Source organism: Acinetobacter sp. S54, assembly GCF_016624945.1.
Lineage (GTDB): Bacteria > Pseudomonadota > Gammaproteobacteria > Pseudomonadales > Moraxellaceae > Acinetobacter.
This window is the reverse complement of the sequence record NZ_JACVUI010000001.1, coordinates 218,647-243,942: the sequence shown is the minus strand read 5'-3', so window position 1 is coordinate 243,942 and position 25,296 is coordinate 218,647. Positions and strand designations below refer to the sequence as shown.

Genomic DNA, 25,296 nt, shown 5'->3' with positions numbered 1-25,296 from the left:
TATATTTCTCTTTTATACTTTATACTTAGTCTCAATATTTGTTTGATTAAAATAAAAGATTATTTTAGGGAAATCACAATGCGTTCTTCGGTTCAGGGGACTCAGCTTGCCAATGATTCTCCACTTAGTGCTCAGGGCCGTTTTGGCCGATTGTCTTATGCTGCATGGACATTGATTAGCAGTATATTTTTTATAGTGGCTTGCGTCGCGATTGGCTTTGGCATTCATCAAATGAGTCAGCGCGAAATCGCGCTTTCTCTCCAGTTTTCACTTTTCATCTTTTTTGTTATTGGCAGCCTTTATGCTGGCTTTCTTTACTTTAATTTTATTTTTATGATTCGGCGTTTACATGATCGTAATCAAAGTGGCTGGCTTTCTCTGTTCTATATCGTGCCACCACTGAACTTATTTTTTATTGTCTATTTACTCTGTGCCAAAGGAAATGAACGACTAAATGACTTCGGTCCCGCACGCTATACCTGCACGTGGGAACGTGTTTTTGGATGGATTTATATTGCACTAATCCCTGTGAGCATCATCATTGGGATTCTGATTGCCGTCATGATTCCTACCTATCAGGATTATTTACAGTAATTACGGGATCTTAAACGCCACAAAATCAGCTGGAATTAAACGAAATCTTCACACTGCTGACTTAGCAATTGAGATAGAGTTTGCTAAGATGAGGCAATTTTTTAATTCCCAGATGAAGCAAGGAGCGAAAGCATGCTGATCATCCCTGCAATTGACCTGAAAGATGGTAAGTGTGTCCGTTTAAAACAAGGCCGTATGGAAGATGATACGGTTTTTTCAGATGATCCTGTAGCAACTGCACAACATTGGGTAAATGAAGGCGCGCGCCGTTTACATTTGGTTGATCTAAATGGTGCTTTCGCGGGTACTCCGATTCATAAACCGGTAGTCGAGGCAATTGCCAAGGCACAACCTGAACTCCCAATTCAGATTGGCGGTGGAATCCGTTCTCTTGAAACCATTGAACATTATCTGAATGCAGGCGTGTCTTTTGTCATTATTGGCACCAAAGCAGTAAAAGAACCTGAGTTTGTAGAACAAGCGTGTAAACAATTTGCTGGCCACATCATCGTGGGTATCGATGCTAAAGATGGTATGGTCGCTACAGATGGCTGGGCAAACATAACAGATGTGAAGGCAACCGATTTAGCCAAACGTTTTGCGGATGCTGGCGTCTCCAGTATTATTTATACCGATATTGCGCGGGATGGGATGATGCAAGGGGTGAATGTTGAGCAAACTGTGAATTTAGCTCAATATTCAGGTGTGCCTGTCATCGCTTCTGGTGGTGTAACCAATCTTGAAGATGTACGTTTACTCAAAGGCCAACCTGGTATTTTGGGGGCTATCACAGGTCGTGCTATTTATGAAGGTAGTTTAAGTTTGCGAGAAGCACAGCTTTTACTGGATGAACAATCCCTATAAAAAACTATATACAAAAATGGGCGATAAATTCGCCCATTTTTTTATGGTCTTCAGCTCAGATTTAACTGCTCAGCCACGGTTGTGCTGGTGAACCAATCCACGCAGATTTTGATGGAATTTTTTCACCTTTCATGACTAATGTTAAGGGACCAAGCAAAGTTTGATCGGCCACTTCAGCATTATAAAGCACGATACTACGACAATGTATCGTGACATGACTGCCAATTTTAACTTCACCAATTTTCATGATACGGTCTTCAAATAAATGCGTTTGTGGACCACTAAAACTATTCAGCTCGCTATAGTCTCCTATTGTCACACAATCAAACTCGGTAATATCTGCCGTATCTAAATAAACGTTCTTACCTACTTTGACACCCAGTAAGCGTAATAGCAGTGGTAAAAATGGTGTCCCCCGCACATAGTTAAGACAGTTTTGAATGGCAATTGATTCATATAAGCTGGTAATACCTTCACTTAACCAGACAAACATCGTCCACATAGGTGCTGAACGGGTTTTATAACGGCCAATAAACACCCATTTCAATATAACGATCAATAAAAAACTGGCAATACCGTAGAGAATACCTGATAAAGTCAATGTTAATAGACCATAAAACCAGCCTTTAGCGACTACGATATCAATCACTGATAAAACAATCATATACCCGACCCCAATTGCAAAAGCAGAAGGGAGCACGATGCGTAAACCTTCAATTAATCCGCGCATCATACGTCGTGCAATACTCGGTCTAAAAGTCAAATGTTCTGGAAAATCTGTTACCGTTTCACGTGCTGGTAAGCGTAATGCAGGAGAACCAAACCATGTTTCACCGCTATGTAGTTGATCATTCTCAGGGATTTTAGACTGAACCCCAATTAATACACCATCTGGCAAATCAGTTCCATCTGCAATGTAAGCACTGTTCCCGACAAAACTACGACGACCGACTGTTGTAGGCTGTAAAATCATCCAGCCACGAGTAATTTCCTCATCACCCAGCATCACCGCATCAGCGATAAAGCTTTCATCGCCTAGAGTTAATAACTCAGGCACTACACCTGTTGCAGTGGAAATTTCGCTGTCTTTGCCGACTTTGGCCCCCAATAATCGAAACCAAGCAGGTGCATATACAGTTGCAAAAAGACCGTGTAGCGTTTGCAGACTGGTTTCCAAAATTTGCGTGGCAAACCATTTACGATAATAAGTCATGCTATGCAGTGAATAGGTTCCTGCTTTTAAACTAGGCAGTAGCATTTTACGAACAAGTGCTGCAAACAAGGCAGTGGCAATAATCATTAAGGCACTAGCTGGAATTGCCAGTAAAAAATAATGCATTGCAGTGGTCGCAATATTAAGACTTTCCCATTGACTGAAGTATTTAACATCAAACCAATCCACCAAAATAAAGCTTGGAAAAATAGGAATAAAAAACAAGCAGGCAATAATCAGCCCACTAAAGCCATAATAAAATGGTTCCAGAATTCGACGGACACGACTCACATTTTCACGTGGCAATAATTGTTCAATATCCACATGACTATGATATTTCGCAGGTGCACCATCCCAAATTTCACGGGCAGGAATCGTCTGCCCATTTGGCAATGCAGAAAGTGCTTTTAAATGGGCATATTCTTCCAGACAGGTATTTTCTTCTAACACACTGTATGAGCCCACATAGCTTTCCTGTTTTAAATGAATGCGACCTAAAACAAGATGTCCTCGCTCTACTTTGGCATTTTCTAGATTGACATGCGAACCAACACTAACGCCATCATCGATATACAATAAAGCAGGCATGCGTACAAAGACCGAACCCACATGGACCTCTTTACCAATTTTTGCTCCGAGTGCGCGTAGATATAGTCGATTCAGACTTGAGCCAGCCAGTAAGTAAACGGGTGCTATACTGGTCAAACGATCTGCCAGCCACCAGCGAAAATAAGTTCTGCTCCAGAGCGGATATTGGCCTGCTTGAATGCCGCTCAATAATAAACGATTCCCTAGAATTGAAATCGCAAAACTCGCAAAAATGCTCACCACATATACACCCAATGAAATCACAATAGCATTTGCGATATTGTCACTTGGGCTACCTGTAAAATAATGATAGCTAAAAAATGGTGCAAGCCATTGCAGCATGGTCAACGCAATCAACACAGGAATCACAACTAATTGTGCCAAACCACATAAAATACGATTGAGCGTATTCACTTCATAATGGCTTACTTCACGCATTTGCTGCTGCTTAGTCTGTGCCAGCATAAATTGGCTAATTGCACCAACTTTACGATTTTGGTAGATGTTCTGAATAGTAATTTGTGCATATTCAGGATATTCACGTAGCTCGGATGTCAATACTGCCGCTAAAAGTGAATGTCCTCCCAGATCATCAAAGAAATCTGCACTCAGACGAATCGCCTGATTGGGAAATAATTTTTGTAAAACACCAAATAAGATTCGCTCTGCATCATTTTGAGGTTCGTCTGAAACCTCCTTTTCAATTGAAGTGGTTAGTTCAATCTTACGCAATGCATTTCGGTCAATCTTTCCAGACAACAAACGTGGAACTTGCTCTACAATTTCAAAGCGATTTGGAACCATGTAAGCAGGTAATCTTGATTTTAGATAGGCACGAATATCCTTGACATGAATCTGGTCTTTGGCATCTTGATCCAACACAATAAAAGCCACCAACTGATCCATTTCATCATCACGACGCAAGACTACAGCGGCTGTCCCAATTCCATTTAGATCACACAGTGCGGCTTCAATCTCACCTAGTTCAACACGAAAACCTCGAATTTTAATTTGATCATCTGCCCGTCCCAGACACTGAATTTGACCATTTTCATCCAAACGTGCCAAATCTCCTGTCCGATATAATTTTAATTCATGGTCATTATTGGCCCACTTGTTATCAATAAATTTTTCAGCAGTTAACTCTGGACGTCCCAAATATTCACGTCCCACACTGGGACCAAAAACGCAAAGCTCCCCTACCTCACCCTGAGGTAAGAGTTCAAACTGATCATTTAGTACCAACATACCGTAGTTTGGTAAAGGAACTCCTATAGTCACAGGCTCATCGGCGTAAACACGTGCCAAACTCGAAGTAACTGTGGTTTCAGTGGGGCCATAGGTATTAAAAATCTGATGATGAGGCAAATCCCAACGCGCTACCAATGCTTCTGGACACATTTCACCGCCCAGATTAATAATTCTTAAATTAGGAACATCTTCTGGAAACAAAGCCAATAATGTGGGAACCGCATGTAGAATGCTAATATTTTCCTGTTGTAAGGTTTTACACAGACGTTCTGGGTCAGTCACTAAATCTTTGGGTGCAATCCAGATAGTGGCTCCGACTAAGTAAGAAATCCAGATTTCTTCAAAGGACATATCAAACGCTACAGAAAAGCCCTGATAGACTTTATCTTCGTGACATACTCCGAGTACTGAATTTTCTGAACGCAGAAAATGACAGATATTGCGCTGTTCAATGACAATCCCTTTAGGTTTTCCTGTTGAACCCGATGTATAGATAATATAGGCCGCGTCATCTTGTGCAGCGCGTTGTTGGATAACCGGTTGATGGGTCGGCTGATTAAGTTCTACATCAGTCCAGATGGCTTGAGCCAAGTGCTGAAGAGAAGTTGCCCAATCACGACTTGTAACAATCCCTACTGCTTGAGCATCATCCAGACAGACTTGAATACGATCAACAGGAACATCCATATCAAAGGGCAACCAAGCTGCTCCTGCTTTACAGATACCCGCCTGTGCAATCAATAAATCTGCACCACGTGGCAACCACAAACCCACACGATCCCCAGCTTTAACACCACGCTGAATAAGTTGTTGGGCCATTTGATCGACTTGTTGCTTTAATTCGGCATAAGTAATCTGTCGACCCTGATCAATCAAAGCAATATGTGTGGGATATTGCTGAGCTGTATGGTCTAAAATATCTGAAAGAACTTCAGTTCGGATAAACTCTGGTCGTTGATCACCACGTATCACAGAGGGAGCATGAATAATTGCATTCATAGGATGTCCAGATGTTCGCCATCGCATTATTTATCTTGATTTTTTGCTAAGCAAAAATTTAGGATAAAGCTCTTGTTTTATATGTATAAAGAATAAAACATATAAAATTCAAACAACTACCTAAAATCATATTTTTTATTCAGGCTTATCGTTTAGAAATAATGCTATGGAGATTGGCTTAATAAATAATTAAAAAAAATCAGTTAATACATCTTATTTTTCGAAATGCAAAAATATATAAAAATGCATAAGTAATTGTTATTTATAATTTTAGCAAAAACATAGGAGAGATTATGGAATGCACATTACAAAATAATGTTAAAAATTTACCTTTTATTTATATTTTTGAGAACTAAACCACCTTTTCAAAGGCAAGGATTTATCATGAATCCTGACACCGGCGAGAATTTAGCTTTTCGATGTCAGGCCAAAGAATACTGTAGTTTTATAAACCACAACATTTTTGAATTAATTATTGATACATGGTTTTATTGTCGTTTAAAGCAATTAAACCACGAATGGCGCGATAAACGATCCAAATCCATGCTAAGCCAATAACGACCACACAAAAAGTACTCGCCGACAATGCTACACCCGCAAATAAATTGTCATTGTCACCTGTGAAAAATAAAAATAAGAATGGCACAAAAGCAATGATATTCCAGAATAAATACCACCAGAATGTACGAATCTGCCAAGTAAAGTGGCTAGCAAGCCATGTGCCTTCAACATCGCTGCGTTTCACATAGTTAATAATAAGCGCCACGATCGCCAAAAGACCCGCACTAAAAATGGCGGCAATATATAAAATATAAAGAACCAGTGTTAAGGTTTTACTGGACTGAAGTTGTTCTGAAGGATAATTCATTAATGCACCTTTTAATTTATTCTTTTATCCCCTAATGAAATACTACATTCAAAGGAGAAATGAGCCATAGTAATAAAAGTATATTGAAGACTATGGTACAAAAATAAATTTTTCTAAATGGTTGTTTTTGTGTTTTATGTCGCAATTTTTGTTGCGCTAACCAGGCTGCGGGCCAACCGCCTAAAAAAGAAATCACATGCAAAGTTTGTTCAGGCACCCGTCGATTTCCCAGTTGGGCAGCCTCTTTATCCTGTGCATATAGCCAATAACTCAGAATATTCATCAGCGCAATAAAAATAAAACTATAGGCAGGTAACACATGCATCACGCTCAAAATAGCCACAACTACAATATAAATCACCGCCGCGATTTGCATGGGTTTAAGCGAAGCTGCATGAGTAGCGGGTGTCGGGCGTTTTTTATTTGATGCTAAATTACGAGTTTGCGCGGCTTTTAAATACGTGACTTGTTGGGCACGATAACGCCCTCGTTCATCCAGAATGATCAAATATTCGAGTGCGCACCCTACTATTGGACGCGGTCCGTGCCGAGCAAAATCCTTGATATGTAAAAAGACCCGATCTTTATCAGCATCATCAGGTTGGATAAAGCCGTAGCCTTTTTCATCAAACCATTCCACCAGCCGTCCCTGATCCCGCATGATACTATCCTTCAACCTGTTAAATGGGCTAACCGACTTTCTAATAATCGTCGCATTTCTATAGGATTTTTTTGCAAAATATCGTCACCTTGACGGACTTCTTGCGCATTACGCTCTGCGACCTGCAATCGCAATAACCAGAATCGACAGGCTGCCATGGCTAAATAAACTGCTAAGCACGACTGCTCATCTGACGTGAACTGACGCACAGTGTGATAACCTTCAACAAATGCATTTAATTTGTCTGAATTAAGTTGCGCACTAGGATGTTCGGTACAAAAATCATTTATTGCAATCGCCACGTCAAACAATAAATCATCCTGATTCATTTCAGAAAAATCTAAAATACCTTCTAAAACATCTTCGTCAAATAGGGTGTTGTCACGGAATAAATCAGAATGAATCCAACCCTGTGGCAAATCAGGATGTTGTTCACGCTGTTGATTAAATAATTGATATACACGATCTAATAGTTCCAGATCATCTTGATTCATATGGGATCTGAGTTGATCGGCAACATTTGTCCAATAAGCGTGATTTCGATAGCTTTGTCTTTTAAATTGGAAGTTCTGTAAGGCCATATGTAGTTGTGCCTGAGCCTTACCAATTCCGATAATTTGCTTAAGCGTCGGTGGAATCGGATGCCTTCCTGCAATTTTTGGTGCAATTTGAGCAGGTTTATCCGCAATAACGTGAATAAATTGACCCGCATAGCTTAAAGGCACAGCCACAGGAACGCCTTGTTGACCCAGATATTGTAATACAGGTGGCAATTCATTTGCCCCTTGTTGATCCAGTTCTTCAAACACTGTCAAAACGTATTGTTGATGATCCTGCGTCACTAAAAAATAATTAGTGTTTTCAATTCCTCCCTGAATTGGAATCAAGTTCACCACCTCTAATCCATAAGGCAAAGCGAATGCTTGAACTTGCTCTAAACTCAACGGCGTATAAACCGACATAGAAAACCTGCGTGCAACAATTATAAGTTTGATAGAATAGCGCTACAGTTTACCAAGATTCTGCTATGTCTCGTGAACTTTATTGATTTTGACCAATATCGCTGGATGTCACCATGCTTGCAAAACGTATTATTCCCTGCCTCGATGTCGATAATGGCCGTGTCGTCAAAGGTGTTCAATTTTTAGATATTCGTGATGCAGGCGATCCTGTCGAAGTAGCGCGTCGCTATAATGAACAGGGTGCCGATGAAATCACGTTTCTGGATATCACGGCGACGCATCATGGACGCGACACGACTTATCGTACAGTGGAACGAATGGCAGAAAGCGTCTTTGTGCCATTAACAGTGGGGGGTGGTGTCCGTAAAGTTGAAGATATTCGCTCATTGCTAAATGCGGGAGCAGATAAAGTCAGTATCAACTCCGCGGCTGTGTTCAATCCCGAATTTGTACAGGAAGCCTCCCAACGTTTCGGGGCACAATGTATCGTAGTCGCGATTGATGCTAAAAAAACTGGAGAAAACAAATGGGAAATTTTTACCCACGGTGGTCGTAAACCTACGGGTATAGATGCTCTTGAATGGTCAGTAAAAATGGCAGAATATGGCGCTGGAGAATTGTTAGTGACCAGCATGGATGCGGATGGTACCAAAGCAGGTTATGACATTGCCCTCATGCGTGCGATTAATGATCGAGTTTCAATCCCGACTATTGCTTCTGGTGGTGTTGGAAATTTACAACATATGGCAGATGGAATTTTACAAGGGGGTGCAGATGCAGTTCTGGCAGCCAGTATTTTCCACTTTGGACAATATACCATTCCAGAAGCCAAAGAGTTTTTAGCGGAACAAGGAATAGAAATGCGTCTATAACATATAGCGCAGATCTTTAGATAATATAAGATATAGGGCAATTAAGTTTGACTGAATTGCCCTTTTTTTTAAGCCACTGAGGCTGTCGTGTCAGTTTTTTCTAAAGTCTGTTTATCTACCAGTTTTGGTTTATGCTCGACCCATTTTGCAGGAAATACACGTTCAATCGCCATTGTCAGTTTCTTGGAAATACTTCCTGGTAGTGGTAAACCCAAAGGATTCGCTTCCTTTAAGTCTGCAGATGAAACCACACGTGTTCCTAAAATATAATCAAACCAAGGCTTGGTAACACACCAGTTAGCATCCTGATTTGAATTCATATGATGATCATAATGCCAAGGAATACGTTGTTTTGCCCATTCAGGTTCAAGATGGGCACGACGATGAATATAAAAATAATTGACAGCACTGTAGCCAGCAGCAAGCGCCATACCTTTTGAAAAAGGATAAAATATCGCACTCGCCACACCTGCAGCAACAGCAAGTGATATTAGCTCATTGCGAGTACGCCAACTCTCTAAACCCTCTACATAACAATCATCATGAAATTGTGTCTTTCGTACTTCACGATGATGTGCCCAGTGCGACTCCATACTTTTAGGAACTGGACTATAACGTGGCTGACCTTTGCGGTGAACACCATGTAAGATATATTTATGAGCGACCCATTCAAAGCCATTGGCGAGTATCAAACCAGCCACAAAACCTTTTATCATTTTAAAAATCCTCCCTTTTGACTTGAATATAAGAATTTTTCTATGCTATGTATTGACTGATTTTTATCGTTCATTGACAAAACACGACAAAAGAGCATTCAGGGATGGCTTTACTCAAAAATTATGCAGGATCAGTCTATGGAGGACTGGGACATTTATTAAAATTATATTGTGAATCGCAACAATTGCCTGAACCCCAAAGCTTGCTTGAGGTTCAAAATCTGGAACGTTTTGACTATGTCATTTGGCGTGATTTACTTGAACAAATTGAACATGTCCAACCGCACATAGGTCTCGGACTGAAAATTGCTGAATATGTACAACCCAAGCATTTGGGAATTTTGGCCTATATTGCGCTGTCATGTGAAAGTCTTGGCGAAGCACTAAACCGTTATCAAGACTTTCATCGGTTGGTCTATGACGGCAGTCCTTTAAAAGTTGAATTCTTATCGTCTTATTTTTCAATTCGCTGGGAAGAAACTGAACTGCACCCCACTCAATTGACTGATGAAATTGCGATTGCATTAATGGTGCAATTTCTACAGCAATTTATGTGTAAAGATCAAATTCATTTACATGAAGTACATTTTATTAACCCGCCTCCTAAAGAAGTACAGGTCTATGAACGTTATTTCCATTGCCGGGTAAAGTTTTCGCAGGAAAAAACACAAATTTTAATTCCGATGAGTGAAGCCAGCAAAGTTATTGGTCGTGCTGATCACACCCTACAACAGTTGCTTATGCAGCAAGCACAAGCCTTGTTACAACAGCTGCCACATACAACCCAACTGGATCAGCGTTTACAGCAAGCGATTTTAAAAGGTCTACAAAAGAATGAATATCAAATTGAGCAGATTGCAGCACAATTGGGATTATCAGTACGACAGTTACAGCGCCATTTACAACAACAAAATATGACCTTTCAGCAACGAACTCAGCAAATTCGCTATATGCTGGCGATCGAATATTTGAAAGATCCACATTTAAGCCTACAGGAAATCGCTTTATTATTGTGTTATTCCGAACAAAGTGCATTTCAACGTGCCTTTAAACAATGGAGCCAGATGACTCCACAGCAATGGCGACAGCAGTACGTTCATCATTAAATTAGAATAAGACATGAAATAAAAAAAGCTTTTATCTTCTTGCTTAAAGTCTCAGATAGAGATAAAAATAAGACCATAATCGCACAAATATTAATCACAGCACGCGATTTATAAGTTCAACAACAAAAGTAAGAGAAAATCAAAATGCATAAATATTTTGCTGAGTTCTTAGGTACATTCTGGCTGGTTTTTGGTGGTTGTGGCAGTGCAGTATTAGCAGCTGCATTTCCTGAACTGGGTATTGGTTTTCTAGGTGTCGCATTTGCCTTCGGATTAACTGTATTAACTGGTGCTTATGCCTTTGGTCATATCTCTGGTGCGCATTTTAATCCAGCTGTCAGTGTAGGTATGTGGGTTGGCGGACGTTTAGATAGCAAGGAGGTCATTCCTTATATTATTTCACAGGTCATTGGTGCTGCTGCTTCTGCATTTGTGCTTTATATGATTGTAAAAGGTCAGGCAGGTTTTACGGGTACAGGGGGGTTCGCCACCAATGGTTATGCGGAACTATCTCCCAATCACTTCTCTTTAGGGTCTGCGTTTTTGATTGAAGTGGTTCTGACCGCTTTCTTCCTGATTATTATTTTATTATCGACTCATCGAAATGCACCCGCAGGCTTTGCGCCCATCGCCATTGGTTTAACTTTAACGGTCATTCACTTGATCAGTATTCCGGTTACCAATACTTCTGTAAACCCTGCACGGAGTACAGGCGTTGCCCTTTTTGCTGAAACAGCCGCTTTAAGTCAATTATGGTTATTTTGGGTTGCACCTATTATAGGCGCTATTCTGGGTGCAATTATTTATAAAGTGGTGATCAATGAAAAAGACTAAGATATAAATACCGCTAGAAAACAGCCTTTCTCCAGGCTGTTTTTTTTATAAAAATGGATTATCAATTTCTTCTTCAGTTTTAATCTGAATTTTCTCAGGGAGTGGCTGTTTTTCCAATTCAGTCACGATTGTATTTAAAAATGTCTGTAATTTTTTTGCCAATGTCAGACCATGCTGATCTTTCGTAATCTGTAAATTGCCATACAAACTGACACGATCCACCTGATTTTCCAGTGTCAAATCTTCAATGTTCGACGACTCGTTTCCATTTTCAAAAGGTTTAAACATATATTCACCACTCGTTATTTTTTTCTAGCTTTAAAAATTAACCTAATTTCTCCTTTAAACACGGTTTATTTATCGCAAAATTTGTAAAAAATAATGCAATAAGGCATCCACTAATTGTTTGATAATTGCCTGTTTAGTCTCATCATCAATCCCTTGTGCTTCCATCGGTGTAGCTTGAGATTTTTGCTGGGTAAATTGTTTTTGAACGGTGGTGAGCGTTTGTTGTTCAACATCTTCTGCGCACTGGCTTTCTCCATCCCAGTGTAAATAACTCAATTTTTTCTGCGCTTTTACCGCCGTTGCATTAAGTGGAAGTTGGTAGACATTGCGTTTTTGTTCTTCCGTTAATTGGGGAAAAAGATTCATTCCGAGTTTTTCTTCAAGATAACAAACGCTGACTACTTTAACCTGTAATGAATTATCATTCGGCGCATAATATGCCCCAATCGCACCTGTTTTTGGTAAATAAATAACTTTATATACGGCACTAGGAACAATCACACCACGCCCGATGGTTTTTAGCTTTTTTCCTTCAAATACTGGCCCAGTTACCACATAGACATCTTGTTTCTGTTTAGTAACCAGTGCCCGGGTAGCTTCCTCTAATTCACGCCAGATTTGTTGATTATTTTTAGGTGCTTGCGGCACCATATTAGCCAGTGAAAAACTATCGTATTGGGCTGTACTATTTCCCATATCACCATTGGGTGCCATATGCCCTCGGTCATAGCCCGAACCACGATAATCACTGAGCAATGCCCGATGTATTTCAGGTATCCTCAGTTCTTCATGAAAATTATCTTCACGTTTAATGCGGCTACTTAAACGTTGTGGTGTCAATTTTTCCGAAACCCAAAGTGGTGTTTTTGAAACCCCTGAATACATCACATTAAAGTCATGAAAACATAATGCATAACTATTTTTTTGTAGGCTGTCTTTTGCCAAAATTGGAGGAATATCCCGATAAAACTGATTGAGACACGCGCTATTGCTTGAAATTGGGCTGATCCATTGCGAGACTTTACCCTCACCAAAAGCGATCACAAAACTACTGGCAGCAATTGCGCCCAAGAAGAATTTACCAATATGCTGTTTGACCCAAGAGAAATCTGAAGTTGCTCTTGTCTTTTTACGTGCCACAATCTTCCACATACATTAAAGTCTTGTGAAAAGCTTAACAATTCAAGTTTTCGCTGTATATTCAGCAGGTTTTCATTTGATTAAACTATCAGCGCAAATTGATTAAAAAATACACTATGCGCGTAACAGTTTGTCGTTTTATTTTTATCATTCACAACGCGATTCGTCACGTTTCGTATCTTTCATTGAAAACCTATCCTTTCCTGTGCCAAGGTAGCTCCACGATAAACGCGAAGAATGATTAAATTTAGGAGTCTATTTATGCGCTCTCAATTGATTGGTGCTGCTTTAATTACTGCTTCATTAAGTATGACTGCTTTTGCAGAACAACCTGTGCAAGCAGGCGAAACTCTAGAAAGCTTATCCAAAGCTAAAGTTACCACAACTGTAAATGGACAACCTGGTTCCCTCGAAGATTTGGTCAATAGCGGTAAGGTTCAACTGATTTCTGCTCAGTCTAATCCAGTACAAACTCAGCCTGTACCCCCCCAAGATATTCAGGCGGTGACTCCACATCAAGGAGAAATGTCTGAGCCAGCGGCTGTGTCAGTACCATCTATTGACCCTAATGCACCTGCACAAGCAATGCCTGAATCAGCTCATCCAGAAGCACCAGCCATGCAAGCTGTGCCTACTGAAGCACAGGATCAGAATTTGAATGCCGCGCCAGAGCAACCTATGGCCGAGCCTAACGCTCAGTAATCTGAGTGATAAAAAAACCAAGGCAATGCCTTGGTTTTTAATGCTCATTTGTTGTTAATAAATTTTAGATTTCAATTTGGCTACCCAGTTCAACCACCCGGTTCGGCGGAATCTGATAAAAATCGCTTACTGGACTAGTATTTCGCTGCATGGAAATAAATAATTTTTCACGCCAAGGAGACATTCCTTCGCCTACTGTATGAATGAGGCGATCGCGTGAGATAAAGAAGCTAATCTGCATCATATCGAAATCAAAGCCCCATTCATCATAAGCCTGTTTCAAAGCTTGCGGAATATTTGGCTGATCCTTAAAACCGTAATACATAAAAATACGATAGAAGTGATCATTCAATTTTTCGAGTTTAATTCGATCCTGCTGTGCCACATAAGGAATATCCTGCGTATAGACCGTGACCATGACATTGCGCTCATGCAGTACCTTATTATGTTTGATATTGTGTAGCATGGCATGTGGAACGATATTCGGATTACCGGTCAGGAAAATAGCTTCACCTGGTACAAAATGCGTTTCATTACTTGAACTAATACTTTGAATAAAAAGACTCATTGGTAATGCATCAGTTTCCAGACGATTATAGACAATTTCACGCCCACGTTTCCACGTCATCAGGATCGTAAATACCACAATACCAATCACGATTGGCACCCAACCACCCGCCAAAATCTTGAGCGAGGTCGATGCCACGAATATTCCATCTAATGCCAGAAACGGAATCGCAAATATCGCCACTTTCCACCAAGGCCATTTCCATGCACCATATGCCAATACTGAAATTAAAATAGTGACACATAACATCGTCATGGTGACTGCAACACCATAAGCACTGGCTAAACTACTACTGGTTTCAAACAGAATAATCAGAATAAAAACCGAGATATACAACACCCAATTAATAAAAGGAACATAAATTTGTCCCTGCTCTACATCCGAGGTATGAATTACACTCAAACGAGGTAAATAACGTAGCTGGATCGCCTGATTGACCATGGAAAATACACCTGTAATCACCGCTTGCGAAGCAATCACGGCGGCAGCTGTTGCCAAACCAATCATTGGATACAAAGCCCATTCGGGTACCAGTAAATAAAATGGATTTGATACCGCTTCTGGGTTACGTAGTAACAATGCTCCTTGACCCGCATAATTGAGCAATAAACAAGGACAAACAATAATAAACCATGCTAACCGGATCGGTAGGCGACCAAAATGCCCCATATCTGCATATAGTGCTTCACCACCAGTCATGGTCAAAACAACTGAACCCATTGCAATAAAGGCAATAAAAGGTTGATGAATGGCAAACTCAATTGCCCATAGTGGATTTACAAATAATAAAATATGCGGTGTTTGAATGATGCTCCAAAGCCCCAGCAAGCCAATAGAAATAAACCAGACCAAGGTGACTGGGCCAAAAAATTTACCCATAGTTGCCGTACCATGACGCTGTACGACAAACAGTGCTGTGAGAATACCCAAACCTATCGGCATCAACCATTTATCAAAAGCTGGAGTCGCAATACTCAAACCTTCAATAGCCGATAGTACTGAAATAGCGGGAGTAATAATCCCGTCTCCAAAAAACAAAGAAGCTCCCACAAAGCCCAATGCAATCAGATAAATTTTCTTTTTGGGGTCAAGCTTTTTTATTCGGAGCAACAATGCCAGTAATGACATGATGCCACCTTCACCATTGTTGTCTGCCCGCATGACAATGGTGACATATTTAAAGCTGATAGAAAGTGTAATACACCAGAAAATCAGGGAGAGAATACCAAATACTGTCGCCTCGGAAATATTTACATGGGCACTGGTAAAGGTTTGTGCAAATGCATAGAGCGGACTGGTTCCAATGTCACCAAACACGACCCCTAACGCAGCCAACGTAATGGCTGGTAATGCGGCTTTTTTTGCAGGACTTTGCATACTCGATCTTCAATATTTGAACAGTATTTTTGCGCCATCTTAGCATTAAGTTAATTTTTTTTCTTCAAATCAATTGTTTTAAGCTTGGCAGCACGTCATTTTTTAGCTATTATCGCTCGCCTTGGTGAGGTGTCCGAGTGGCTTAAGGAGCACGCCTGGAAAGTGTGTATACGTTTACGCGTATCGAGGGTTCGAATCCCTCTCTCACCGCCAAATATATTTTCTATGATATCTCATAGAGTCCTAAAAGCTTAAATCTAAAGGGTTTAAGCTTTTTTTATTTCCTTATGCTTTCCAATAAATACTATTGAATCCTGAGATAGTTGGGGGTATAACTGGGGGTAAAATAATTTACCCCTATTTTTTTACCCCCAAATTTCTACGGAATGAACGACAATGCTTACAGATGCGCAAGTCAGAAAAATCAAACCATTAGAAAAAAAGACCAAATATGCTGATGGAAAAGGCATGTATTTAGAAGTTACACCTTCTGGCGGTATGCATTGGCGTATGAAATTTCGTCTGAATGGGAAAGAAAATATTTTTAGTATTGGTACATATCCTGAGACTACACTTGCTCAAGCAAGAAGAATTCGTGACGAAGCTCGCTTACAAATAAAAGATGGCATTAATCCAAATGAAGTAAAAAAACAAAAAAAATTACAGGCTGAAGAAAGTACACTTTTTAAAATACTAGCAATGCAATGGATGCAAGACCGTAAAGATGCAATTACTGAAGGCACTTACTTACGTGATTTATCTGTTTTTGAGAAAGACCTCTTCCCTGCTCTAGGGGACATGCCAATTGATCAAATTAAAGGGAAAGACATATTAGCTTGTGCCAAAAAAATTGAAGAGCGTGGTGCATTGGAAATGGCCAAGCGCTCTATTCCTTTGACTGGTCGAATTTTTCGCTATGCAATACGTAAAGGAATTATTGAGAATGATCCGACCCCACACCTACAAGAAGCATTAAAGCCGCGTAAAGTAAAACATATGGCTCGTTTGGATATTTCTGAGTTTCCACCGTTTCTAGAGCGTATGGATCGTTATCACGGCAGTATCTTGGTTAAAACAGCATTACAACTAATGACATTAACATTTGTAAGAACTGCTGAACTTATCAATATGGAATGGAATGAGATTGATTTTGATAATCATTTATGGCGTATTCCTGCATACAAAATGAAAATGGCTCTACCTCATATTGTTCCTTTATCGAGACAAGCTGTTGAATTCATTGAGGGACTAAGACCAATAACAGGTAACAAGCAATTTGTTTTCTATAATCACAGTAAAGCTAAACCTTTAAGCAATAATGCTCTTTTAAGTGCAATTCGAACAATGGGTTATATGGGGAAAATGACTGGTCATGGCTTCCGCGGGCTTGCCTCAACAACACTACACGAACAAGGATATATGCACGATGCGATTGAAATCCAATTAGCTCATACGGTTGGTAATGCCGTATCTCAGGCTTATAACCATGCTCTACATCTAGACTACCGTATCAAGATGATGCAGGACTGGTCTGATTTTATTGATGGATTGAGGAATAAGAATTAAAAATATCTCTTTATGTATTCTCTTTATGACTCATTATCAAATGGTAATGGGAGCGTATATGTATCTAAAAAAGGAATGTCAAGACTACTTTTCTCATTATAGTTTTGTGGTCTTAGACTTTCTAGAATTCCCATTAAACCCAATATTGCCCGAGTTTGAGGAAAGATAGAAACTATTGGCTGCATCAATGTATGCATTTTTTCATACTCATTTTTTAATGAATCATCTATTTCTTCATCTTCTTTCATACCTTCAAGAATACCAGGGCACATGTGACCATAGTACAATTCATTAAGTTGTGCATGAGCATTTTCTAAACCTAGGTTATATTCATTTATCATTTCACTTTTATTAATCAATATACCACTTTGAATTTTAAGAAAAATGATTTTAAGCAAGGCAAACGGTGAAACATAACCTAAGCAAGTAGCAGCACTTTCTCTAATTACACTGGATTCACTTGAATTCAAATCCATTAGAACCCTTGTAACAATAGACTCAACAGGGTCTCCTTCATGTGTATCCCAATGTAATGATTGTAATGCACCAAGTATAACTGAACCTGTAGCTCTGGATTCTAGAGGGTATTCCTCACCTACAGAAAGAATAGCTTTAATAAAACTTTTTAAAGAACTATCATCTGGCAAAACTGACATTAATTCCTCACTATCCTCAGTTAGTAAAGAAATTAACTTAACAGCCTCTATTTTTACCAAGTTATCCTGATTATTGAATACTTGATCTATTGCATAACTCAACCACTCTTCTTTCTTTATTGAATGATTAACTGAGATATCAAAAAGAGCAGATAATAAAATTCGCTGAATTTGGGGACTTTCATACTTAGGCAGCTTTCCAGTTAGCAACTGTATAGCCTCTATATGTTTAATTTGTTTTAGAAACCATCTTAAGGCTTCTAATCCCGCATTCGACTGAACAGCCGTATCAAAAATATATGAAATTTCTTGCTTATTTTGAAGCTTATAAAACCAACCTTGAGCCCAGTAAGAAATAACAAAATCCCTCTCTTTTCCATAGTAAAAATCTATAGCTGGAGAATTTAGTTCATTTGTTACCTGCGACAATAAAGCTGCATCAAAAAAGCCTGAAGGAATTTTCTCTATTAATGGAATGCTCCAAAGATTAGAAACTCTTTCTGTTTTAACTGGCGCATCATTTTCAAACATTTCTTTGGCCAATATAGTTAAACACAGTTGAATATTATGCTCTGCCAATCCAATAGTTCGATTAATCTTTTCTTTAATAATCTGTTCTAATAGAGTTGGCTCTTCTAAAATATTAGGCAAAATTCCATTTTGAAATAAATTCATCGCGACACCGAGAGTATAGGGATCATCAACTCTTTGATGGCTATTTGGCACTTTTACATTATATGCGAAACTATATTTCGTATATGCTTCCTCATATTCTTTTGGGGAATATTTTTTTATATTAATTACATTCCATTCAGGATAGCTCTCAGCGTATTCTGGGCTAATTTCGATAAGATTAATAGCTCTTACTGGAATTGAGGCCGCTTCTGAAATAAAAGATGGATTCCCTCCTTCCCCTCTCAAAAGTCTGCTAGCCGCCACGTGAGTGAGAGTAATAATTATTTGAATATGATCAGAGGCTAACCTTTCACTTTCTTGATCTATTGTTCTCGCTAATTTTATGTTTGCCTCATTCCAACCATCAATAAAAATAAGGAGTCGCTTGTTACCTCTACGCAGCACATTTGTTAATTTTTGAAAAATATAGCTAGAAGTGTTATTTCCATCTTTTAGAATCCACCCAAAGTCTTCAGCGATTTCACTTAACAAACCTTGCTTTAATCCTATCGTAGGATAAAACAAGCAAGGCATACCTTGTTGCAGTCTATCCTCAACCATATGACAAATAAAATTCGTCTTGCCTATCTGAGGCGCTCCGACGACTAAAATCACTCTTCTACTTCTATCATCAATCAAGGTCAGTAATTTTTCTCGCGCTTTTTCTCGCTCAACATATAAGGCAGGAATATATTTTTTATTTGAATTTAAATCTTCACTTCTTAAGGCTCTCATGCGAAAAGCTGTTTGTACTTCACAGAAATACATGAGGTTTTCGGATGAAAGAGAAATAAGACTCTCTAAAGCTTCTGTCTGTAAAGATAAATACTCTTCACCAACTCTGAAACTTTGTACATAAGAGCCTATATTTAAAATTATTTTAGAATCCTTTATCTCTATTTTTGTGAATGTATCAAAAATTTTTGTTTGCTTTCCATTAGTTAAAACTACACATGGAGCAATGTTCCCATTCAACAAACGGGCATATGAAATACCTTGGTCTCGAGCGTCATTATCTAGAGGTTCATTTGGTCCTTTAACCTCTATTATGAACAGATTTTTCCCTTCTAAATTACGAACAAGTACATCTGCTCTTGGTCGAAAATAAGAATATTTAACATCTCCATGTTTATTAATAGGCCTTAATTGCCTAACTAACTCTCCGTCCTCTACTTTAACCACAGACCTCCCAAAACGAATAGAAAATGAGAATTCAATTGACAAATCATTTAAATTAAAGCCACGCTCTATTAACCAAGGTACAACTATTTTTGACCTTACATCATCTTCTGAAAAAATTTTGCCCGGACAGTTCAAATTTTCTTTAATGACCTTTCTCATAAATTTGAAATCCTCATGCATATTTAGATATTAAAAATACAATCCCTAATTTAATGAATCCTACTCCACAATGGCTAGATAGCATACAGTTTAGCCATTCTTCAGATTTGTAGTGACCCCAATATTAAATACAAAGAGTCAAGACTACAGCCACGAGGTTAGCTACCTTAGAAGAAAATTAGATAAATGAATGCTCTGTAAATAATATAATATTAAAAACAATTAATTAGAAGAACTCCATTTCTACCAACAACCAGAAATACTATTTATCCTCTCGTAACAAACAAAAAATTTAATCACATCAACTGGTAGTTAAATGAGAACTTCCTCTAGTTCGCTAGTACGTATTCTATCATTCATATAAATTAATCATTCTAGCCAGATCCAGCTATAAAACTTAAAATAATAAACGTCCAAATAGAAAAGATAAACGTCCCGTGATATGATCATTTGAGTTTAGGTTTCAATTAAAGTTGTAATATTATGGATGGCAATTGGTTTGAATTCGCTGCAATGCAAGGGTTACAAGCACGTTCAGCATTTTATGTCATTATGGTGCCACTCAAATTTGTACCTAAATTCTTTAAATTTGATGATGAGTCACTACCTGCTCCTCTACGAGCTCAACGAACCCTAAATAAAGCTCGTATCCCTCAAATAAGCAGATATATCACTGAAAATCCAGAGGAATACATAATGTCTTCATTATGTGCTTGTGTTGATGGTGAGGTTAAGTTTGAACCAACCAACATACCAAGCAATATGGGTAAGCTTAAAATCTCTATGGACGCTACCGTACTTATAAATGATGGGCAACATAGACGTGCTGCAATTGAGGAGGCTATAAAGGTCACCCCCTATCTTGGTGATGAAACTATTTCCGTAGTAATTTATGCAGACAAGGGGCTAAAACGTTCTCAGCAAATGTTTGCCGACCTCAATATGCATGCTGTAAGACCAGCACAATCAATAAAGTTACTTTTTAATCACAGAGATGAACAAACCTATATCACTAAATCAATGATTGATAGAATTCCCCTTTTTTCTGACTATACCGACTTTGAAAAATCTAGCATTTCACACCGCTCTTCAAAACTTTTTACATTCAGTTCATTACATCATGCCACTAAAGAATTATTAAATTTTAAGCAATCAGATATTTCAACTGATGAAAAAATTAAGATTTCGACCATATTCTGGCAAGAAGTTATACAATGCATGCCAGATTGGTTAAATCTACTCGAGGGTAACGGCAGCACATTCCAGTTAAGACAAGATTACATACATGCTCACGGCATAGCACTACAAGCTATTGCACGAGTAGGTAATATTCTCCTAGAAAATCATAGTGATAATTGGAAATCATGTCTAAGTCAGTTAATGCTAATTGATTGGTCTAGAAAAAATCTAGCCTTGTGGGGTGGTCGTGCTTTGGTAGCGGGTAAGATTAATAAATCACGCAATAATCTTGTATTAGTTACAAATCATATCCAGAGAACTTTAGGGATACCATTGAACACTGAATCACAAAGAATCGAAGATATCCATATTGATGCGATACAAGCAAGTCGCCACGCACATATTGAAGAGAGAGTCTAATGAGTATTTTTGAGACCAACTCTCTTAAAGATATGTATAAGTCTATTCAAGAAGTTTATTTATCTGACCAAAGACCTTGGGTAGTAGGATATTCAGGTGGTAAAGATTCAACTTGCGCATTACAACTTGTTTGGAATGCTTTAGCTATACTTCCAAAAGAACAAAGACAAAAACCTGTTTATGTAATTAGTTCAGATACGCTAGTCGAAACACCTGTTATAGTCCGTTATATCGATAAAAATCTGGAAAATATTCAAAAAAAATCAGATGAGTTAGGCTTACCTTTTCAAGTCCAAAAAGTAAGTCCTCGCGTAGAACGTTCTTTTTGGGTGAACCTTCTTGGTCGTGGCTATCCAGCACCAAGTAATAAATTCCGTTGGTGTACAGAGCGTCTTAAAATTGAACCCGCAAATGAGTTCATTACTCAACGTGTTGCCGAGTTTGGAGAAGTTGTAGTTGTATTAGGTGTTCGTTCCTCAGAAAGCGCTACACGTGCTCAAGTCATTGCAATGCACAAAATAAAAGGTACGAAATTAGCTCGTCATTCGTCTTTACTTAATGCATTTGTATTTGCACCAATAGAAACTTTTTCAACAGATGATGTTTGGAACTATCTATTACAGAACAAGTCACCTTGGAATAATGATAATCGTGAACTTGTCACCATGTATAGAAATGCTCAAGCAGGAGAATGTCCTCTCGTTGTTGATAAGACTACACCTAGTTGTGGTAATTCACGCTTTGGATGCTGGGTATGTACTGTTGTTCAACATGATAAATCAATGGAAGCCATGGTTGAGTCTGGTGAAGAATGGCTAGAACCTTTACTTGAATATCGCGATTTACTGTCATCAACTCAAAATCCAGAGAAAAAGTTCATCTATCGAGAATTTAAACGCCGTAATGGTCAAGTTGCCTTTAACCATGCAAATGGCAAACTCGTACCAGGGCCGTATAAACTTGAATTCCGCAAAGTACTTCTAAGAAAACTTTTAGAAGTTCAAAAACTAGTTCAAGCAGAAGCTCCAATCGGCGAAGCTCCCATACTCATCCATCCTGAAGAACTACATGAAATTCGTAGAATATGGCGTTCAGAAAGTGGAGACTGGGCTGACTCTGTTCCACAAATCGTTAAAGAAACTTTAGGTATTGAACTAGATTGGCAGATTGAAGATAGTGTCTTATACAATACCCAAGACTTTGCACTACTTGATGCGATTTGTAAGGAACATAAAATCCCTACAGAGCTCATGGTGAAATTAATTGGCGTAGAAAAAGCCTCCCATGGTCTTAAAAGACGCCATAACATCCATAACCAACTCAATAAAGTACTCAATGAAGAATGGCGTGATTTAGCAAGTATTCTAGCTGCCCGTAATTCCCAGCAGGACATTAATGAAATTATTGAAGTAGATGATGATGAATCCTCATTTACTGAAGAAGTTTCTTCTGGGCAGTTAGATTTATTAAATAATGTTGGAGCTAAGCCATGATTATTAAATCATTGATACTTGATAATATTGGTTTATATGGTCAGCGCACAGAGTTTTTACTTGAGCCAAAGAAATCATCAACCTCAACTAATCAACCTATTATCTTAATTGGGGGGCGAAATGGTGCAGGTAAGACAACTTTCTTAGACTCGATCCGTTTAGCTCTTTATGGTAGACGTGCACTTGGTTTAGGTATAAGTCAAAAAGAGTATCATCAATATCTTTTAAGTAAGATAAACCATAACCATCCAGAACGTACATCTAGAGTTGAACTTAATTTTATTTATACGGAAGGAAGTATTCCTGCTGAATTTACTGTATGTCGTTCATGGGCAATTGGTTCAGATAACCAATTGCGAGAAAGCCTAGATTTAAAAAAGAATGGGGAAACTGTTACTTCTGTACCAGAGCAAGAATGGGAAAACTTTCTATTAGAGTTGATCCCATTTGGTATTTCACAGCTTTTCTTTTTTGATGGTGAGAAAATTCAAGATATTGCTGAAGATACTAATGCTATGTTATCAGATGCAATTAAAAACCTGCTTGGAATTGATCTAATTGAAAAACTACGTCTAGATCTGCATTCTTATCTAAATCGCAATAAATTGAATGATGCTAATCAAAATGATATTGAGGTTATTACTCAACGTTTAGATCATCTTACATCTCAAGAAGTAAATTTAAAAAATGAATGTGCTCAACTTAAATTTGAACACCAAACTTTACTAAAAAATATTGAGCAAAAAAGACTACGATTTGTATCAGAAGGCGGTGCAATTGCATTGAAATATGATCAATTAAAAACAAAACTGTCCCATCTGAATAAAGAAATTAATTTATGTAAGCAAGAGCTTACAAATTTGGCTAATAACTTATTTCCGTTCCTGTTTGCACCTAAACTTATTTCCAAATTCATGACACATTTAGAAGCCTCTTCTGCTGATCAATCTGCAAGTAGACATCTTATTGAGCAAACTTTGGCATCATTCCAAAACAGCTCAGTGCAAAAAGAAGAATTATGGACAGAAGATCACTGGGAAAACCTGAATCAGTTCCTCAAAAATTATTTTAATACACAGTCAGAAATAAGCTCACATATTGCATTTAATGAGCTAACAAAGCCTAAACAATCTTTGGCAAAACTAATTGACTTAGAAATAGAAACCAAAACACAAGTTCAGGTGCTTTATAGTCGTTTTGTACAGCTAAATCAGGAGAAAGAGGCAACAGAGTTCTCTATTGCTCGTGCAGAAAATGCTGAAGATTCAAATGCCTATTTAGACGAATTAATGCAAAAAGAACGTAAATTAGGCGAACTTGATGTAATTCTGGATCAAAAAGATGAAGAATATCGTAAACTCAGTTGGGACATTGTCACGGTAAAACGTAGCCTAAAATCAGCCAACGAAGCTGTGGTTGACTTTGAACTTCAAAACCATAAAAACTCATTAGCAGCTAAAGGTATTAAAGCACTTATTGATTTTGAGACTGCATTACTTGAACAAAAAATTATTCAAGTTCGTCAAAACTTTGTAGAAATTTTTAACTCTCTTCTACGCAAAAAGAACTTTATTACTGATCTTCATATTGATGCGAAAAATTTCAGTACATGCTTGATCAAAAAAAATGGGCATTCTATTGAAAAATCAGCGCTATCAGCTGGGGAAAAACAGATTTATGCAATTGCAATGCTATGGGCATTAGCTAAAACTAGCGGTCGTCATTTACCCATGATTGTAGATACTCCATTAGGACGTTTAGATCGAGAACATCGTGATAACTTAATGAAGCTATATTTTCCCCATGTTAGCCATCAAGTAATTATCCTATCAACTGATACGGAAATTGATGATCAATATGTCAATCAGTTAGATCAGTTCATTTCTGAAAGTTACTTATTAGAATACAATCATGAATTGGCTTCGACACAAGCACTATCAGGTTATTTCACTGACTTAAAACGTACCAATAGGGAGAAGAGAATTGCATTACAGCAAGCTTAAAATTTCCTCTGAGGCTACTACCCGCCTACGTATGCTTAAGCAACGTACAAGTTTAACTCCCAACCTACTCTGCCGTATTGCACTTATGATGTCTTTAGAAGAAGGACCTTTAGGTAATATTCCTTTACCGAATGAAGATGGATCTGAATTTAATGCCTATACACTTACAGGTGAGAATACAGATTTATTCTTATCACTTCTTAGATATGTAGAGGACAATCAAAAAGAACCTTTAGAGAATAAAGTTCTTCTTGATCGAATGCGTGGGCATATTCATAGAGGGGTTGGCTCTATGTCTGTTCGTTATAAAACATCTGAAAGTCTATTGGCTAATTTATAAAAAACTAAAGGCAAGTCCAG

At 38.4% G+C, this 25,296-nt stretch carries 20 protein-coding genes and 1 tRNA gene; 12 read left to right on the top strand and 9 right to left on the bottom strand.

Annotation, left to right across the window (positions count from 1 at the left end; genetic code table 11):
* Window positions 1–78: 78 nt before the first annotated feature.
* A complete protein-coding gene (locus tag IAE20_RS01095; protein WP_200481953.1) occupies window positions 79–594 on the top strand; it encodes a DUF805 domain-containing protein in 516 nt (171 codons plus the stop codon).
* A gap of 132 nt (window positions 595–726) precedes the next feature.
* Window positions 727–1,458: a 1-(5-phosphoribosyl)-5-[(5-phosphoribosylamino)methylideneamino]imidazole-4-carboxamide isomerase gene (gene hisA, locus IAE20_RS01090; RefSeq protein ID WP_200459098.1), complete on the top strand. Its 732-nt coding sequence runs from the start codon at window positions 727–729 to the stop codon at window positions 1,456–1,458.
* Between the two features lie 61 nt (window positions 1,459–1,519).
* Here the strand turns inward: hisA and IAE20_RS01085 are convergent, their stop codons facing one another.
* The 4 genes from IAE20_RS01085 to IAE20_RS01070 all read right to left on the bottom strand — a co-directional run bounded on the left by IAE20_RS01085 (window position 1,520) and on the right by IAE20_RS01070 (window position 8,000).
* Entirely contained in the window at window positions 1,520–5,509 is a 3,990-nt protein-coding gene (locus IAE20_RS01085) for a Pls/PosA family non-ribosomal peptide synthetase (protein ID WP_200481954.1), read from the bottom strand.
* A 472-nt stretch (window positions 5,510–5,981) separates the two neighbouring features.
* On the bottom strand, window positions 5,982–6,377 hold the full coding sequence (locus tag IAE20_RS01080) for a DUF4870 family protein (RefSeq protein WP_200481955.1): 396 nt from the start codon (window positions 6,375–6,377) through the stop codon (window positions 5,982–5,984).
* A gap of 31 nt (window positions 6,378–6,408) precedes the next feature.
* Window positions 6,409–7,038, bottom strand: a complete 630-nt coding sequence (locus IAE20_RS01075) for a DUF1294 domain-containing protein (RefSeq protein WP_200481956.1) — start codon at window positions 7,036–7,038, stop codon at window positions 6,409–6,411.
* A gap of 11 nt (window positions 7,039–7,049) precedes the next feature.
* Window positions 7,050–8,000 (bottom strand): homoserine kinase, encoded by a 951-nt coding sequence (locus IAE20_RS01070; protein ID WP_200481957.1) that lies wholly within the window; start codon window positions 7,998–8,000, stop codon window positions 7,050–7,052.
* A gap of 113 nt (window positions 8,001–8,113) precedes the next feature.
* Here IAE20_RS01070 and hisF point away from each other — a divergent pair, with 113 nt between their 5' ends.
* Window positions 8,114–8,872, top strand: coding sequence for an imidazole glycerol phosphate synthase subunit HisF (gene hisF, locus IAE20_RS01065; RefSeq protein WP_200459093.1), 759 nt, complete (start codon window positions 8,114–8,116; stop codon window positions 8,870–8,872).
* A 68-nt stretch (window positions 8,873–8,940) separates the two neighbouring features.
* On the opposite strand, the gene IAE20_RS01060 is transcribed toward hisF, so the two are convergent.
* A complete protein-coding gene (locus IAE20_RS01060) occupies window positions 8,941–9,588 on the bottom strand; it encodes a sterol desaturase family protein (protein ID WP_200481958.1) in 648 nt (215 codons plus the stop codon).
* Window positions 9,589–9,692: 104 nt separating this feature from the next.
* Here IAE20_RS01060 and IAE20_RS01055 point away from each other — a divergent pair, with 104 nt between their 5' ends.
* Both IAE20_RS01055 and aqpZ read left to right on the top strand, forming a co-directional pair.
* Complete coding sequence (locus tag IAE20_RS01055) at window positions 9,693–10,694, top strand: AraC family transcriptional regulator (protein WP_200481959.1); 1,002 nt, start codon at window positions 9,693–9,695, stop codon at window positions 10,692–10,694.
* Between the two features lie 144 nt (window positions 10,695–10,838).
* A complete protein-coding gene (gene aqpZ, locus IAE20_RS01050; protein WP_200481960.1) occupies window positions 10,839–11,528 on the top strand; it encodes an aquaporin Z in 690 nt (229 codons plus the stop codon).
* A 45-nt stretch (window positions 11,529–11,573) separates the two neighbouring features.
* Here aqpZ and IAE20_RS01045 read toward each other — a convergent pair whose 3' ends face one another.
* Both IAE20_RS01045 and IAE20_RS01040 read right to left on the bottom strand, forming a co-directional pair.
* A complete protein-coding gene (locus tag IAE20_RS01045; RefSeq protein ID WP_200481961.1) occupies window positions 11,574–11,816 on the bottom strand; it encodes a hypothetical protein in 243 nt (80 codons plus the stop codon).
* Between the two features lie 69 nt (window positions 11,817–11,885).
* Window positions 11,886–12,968 carry a DNA/RNA non-specific endonuclease gene (locus IAE20_RS01040; protein ID WP_227610920.1) on the bottom strand — a complete coding sequence of 361 codons (1,083 nt, stop codon included), beginning with the start codon at window positions 12,966–12,968 and terminating at the stop codon, window positions 11,886–11,888.
* Window positions 12,969–13,217: 249 nt separating this feature from the next.
* Between IAE20_RS01040 and IAE20_RS01035 the strand changes: the two genes are divergently transcribed.
* Entirely contained in the window at window positions 13,218–13,658 is a 441-nt protein-coding gene (locus tag IAE20_RS01035) for a hypothetical protein (RefSeq protein WP_200481962.1), read from the top strand.
* Window positions 13,659–13,722: 64 nt separating this feature from the next.
* On the opposite strand, the gene IAE20_RS01030 is transcribed toward IAE20_RS01035, so the two are convergent.
* Window positions 13,723–15,603, bottom strand: coding sequence for a potassium transporter Kup (locus tag IAE20_RS01030; protein WP_200459087.1), 1,881 nt, complete (start codon window positions 15,601–15,603; stop codon window positions 13,723–13,725).
* Between the two features lie 123 nt (window positions 15,604–15,726).
* Here IAE20_RS01030 and IAE20_RS01025 point away from each other — a divergent pair.
* Together IAE20_RS01025 and IAE20_RS01020 are read left to right on the top strand one after the other, a co-directional pair.
* Window positions 15,727–15,816: transfer RNA gene (locus tag IAE20_RS01025), tRNA-Ser, on the top strand.
* Window positions 15,817–15,999: 183 nt separating this feature from the next.
* Complete coding sequence (locus IAE20_RS01020) at window positions 16,000–17,169, top strand: tyrosine-type recombinase/integrase (protein WP_200481963.1); 1,170 nt, start codon at window positions 16,000–16,002, stop codon at window positions 17,167–17,169.
* Between the two features lie 23 nt (window positions 17,170–17,192).
* Here IAE20_RS01020 and IAE20_RS01015 read toward each other — a convergent pair whose 3' ends face one another.
* Window positions 17,193–19,841, bottom strand: coding sequence for a type I restriction enzyme HsdR N-terminal domain-containing protein (locus tag IAE20_RS01015; protein WP_200481964.1), 2,649 nt, complete (start codon window positions 19,839–19,841; stop codon window positions 17,193–17,195).
* Between the two features lie 483 nt (window positions 19,842–20,324).
* On the opposite strand from IAE20_RS01015, the gene dndB reads away from it, so the two are divergent.
* The 4 genes from dndB to dndE are packed head-to-tail and all read left to right on the top strand — an operon-like array spanning window position 20,325 to window position 25,276.
* Window positions 20,325–21,440, top strand: a complete 1,116-nt coding sequence (gene dndB / locus IAE20_RS01010; RefSeq protein ID WP_200481965.1) for a DNA sulfur modification protein DndB — start codon at window positions 20,325–20,327, stop codon at window positions 21,438–21,440.
* Window positions 21,440–22,933 carry a DNA phosphorothioation system sulfurtransferase DndC gene (gene dndC / locus IAE20_RS01005; RefSeq protein ID WP_200481966.1) on the top strand — a complete coding sequence of 498 codons (1,494 nt, stop codon included), beginning with the start codon at window positions 21,440–21,442 and terminating at the stop codon, window positions 22,931–22,933. The genes dndB and dndC overlap by 1 nt, the downstream gene beginning before the upstream one ends.
* Window positions 22,930–24,936, top strand: coding sequence for a DNA sulfur modification protein DndD (dndD, locus tag IAE20_RS01000; RefSeq protein ID WP_200481967.1), 2,007 nt, complete (start codon window positions 22,930–22,932; stop codon window positions 24,934–24,936). The genes dndC and dndD overlap by 4 nt, the downstream gene beginning before the upstream one ends.
* Window positions 24,917–25,276, top strand: coding sequence for a DNA sulfur modification protein DndE (gene dndE, locus IAE20_RS00995; RefSeq protein ID WP_200481968.1), 360 nt, complete (start codon window positions 24,917–24,919; stop codon window positions 25,274–25,276). Before dndD ends, dndE begins: the two co-directional genes overlap by 20 nt.
* Window positions 25,277–25,296: the final 20 nt, after the last annotated feature.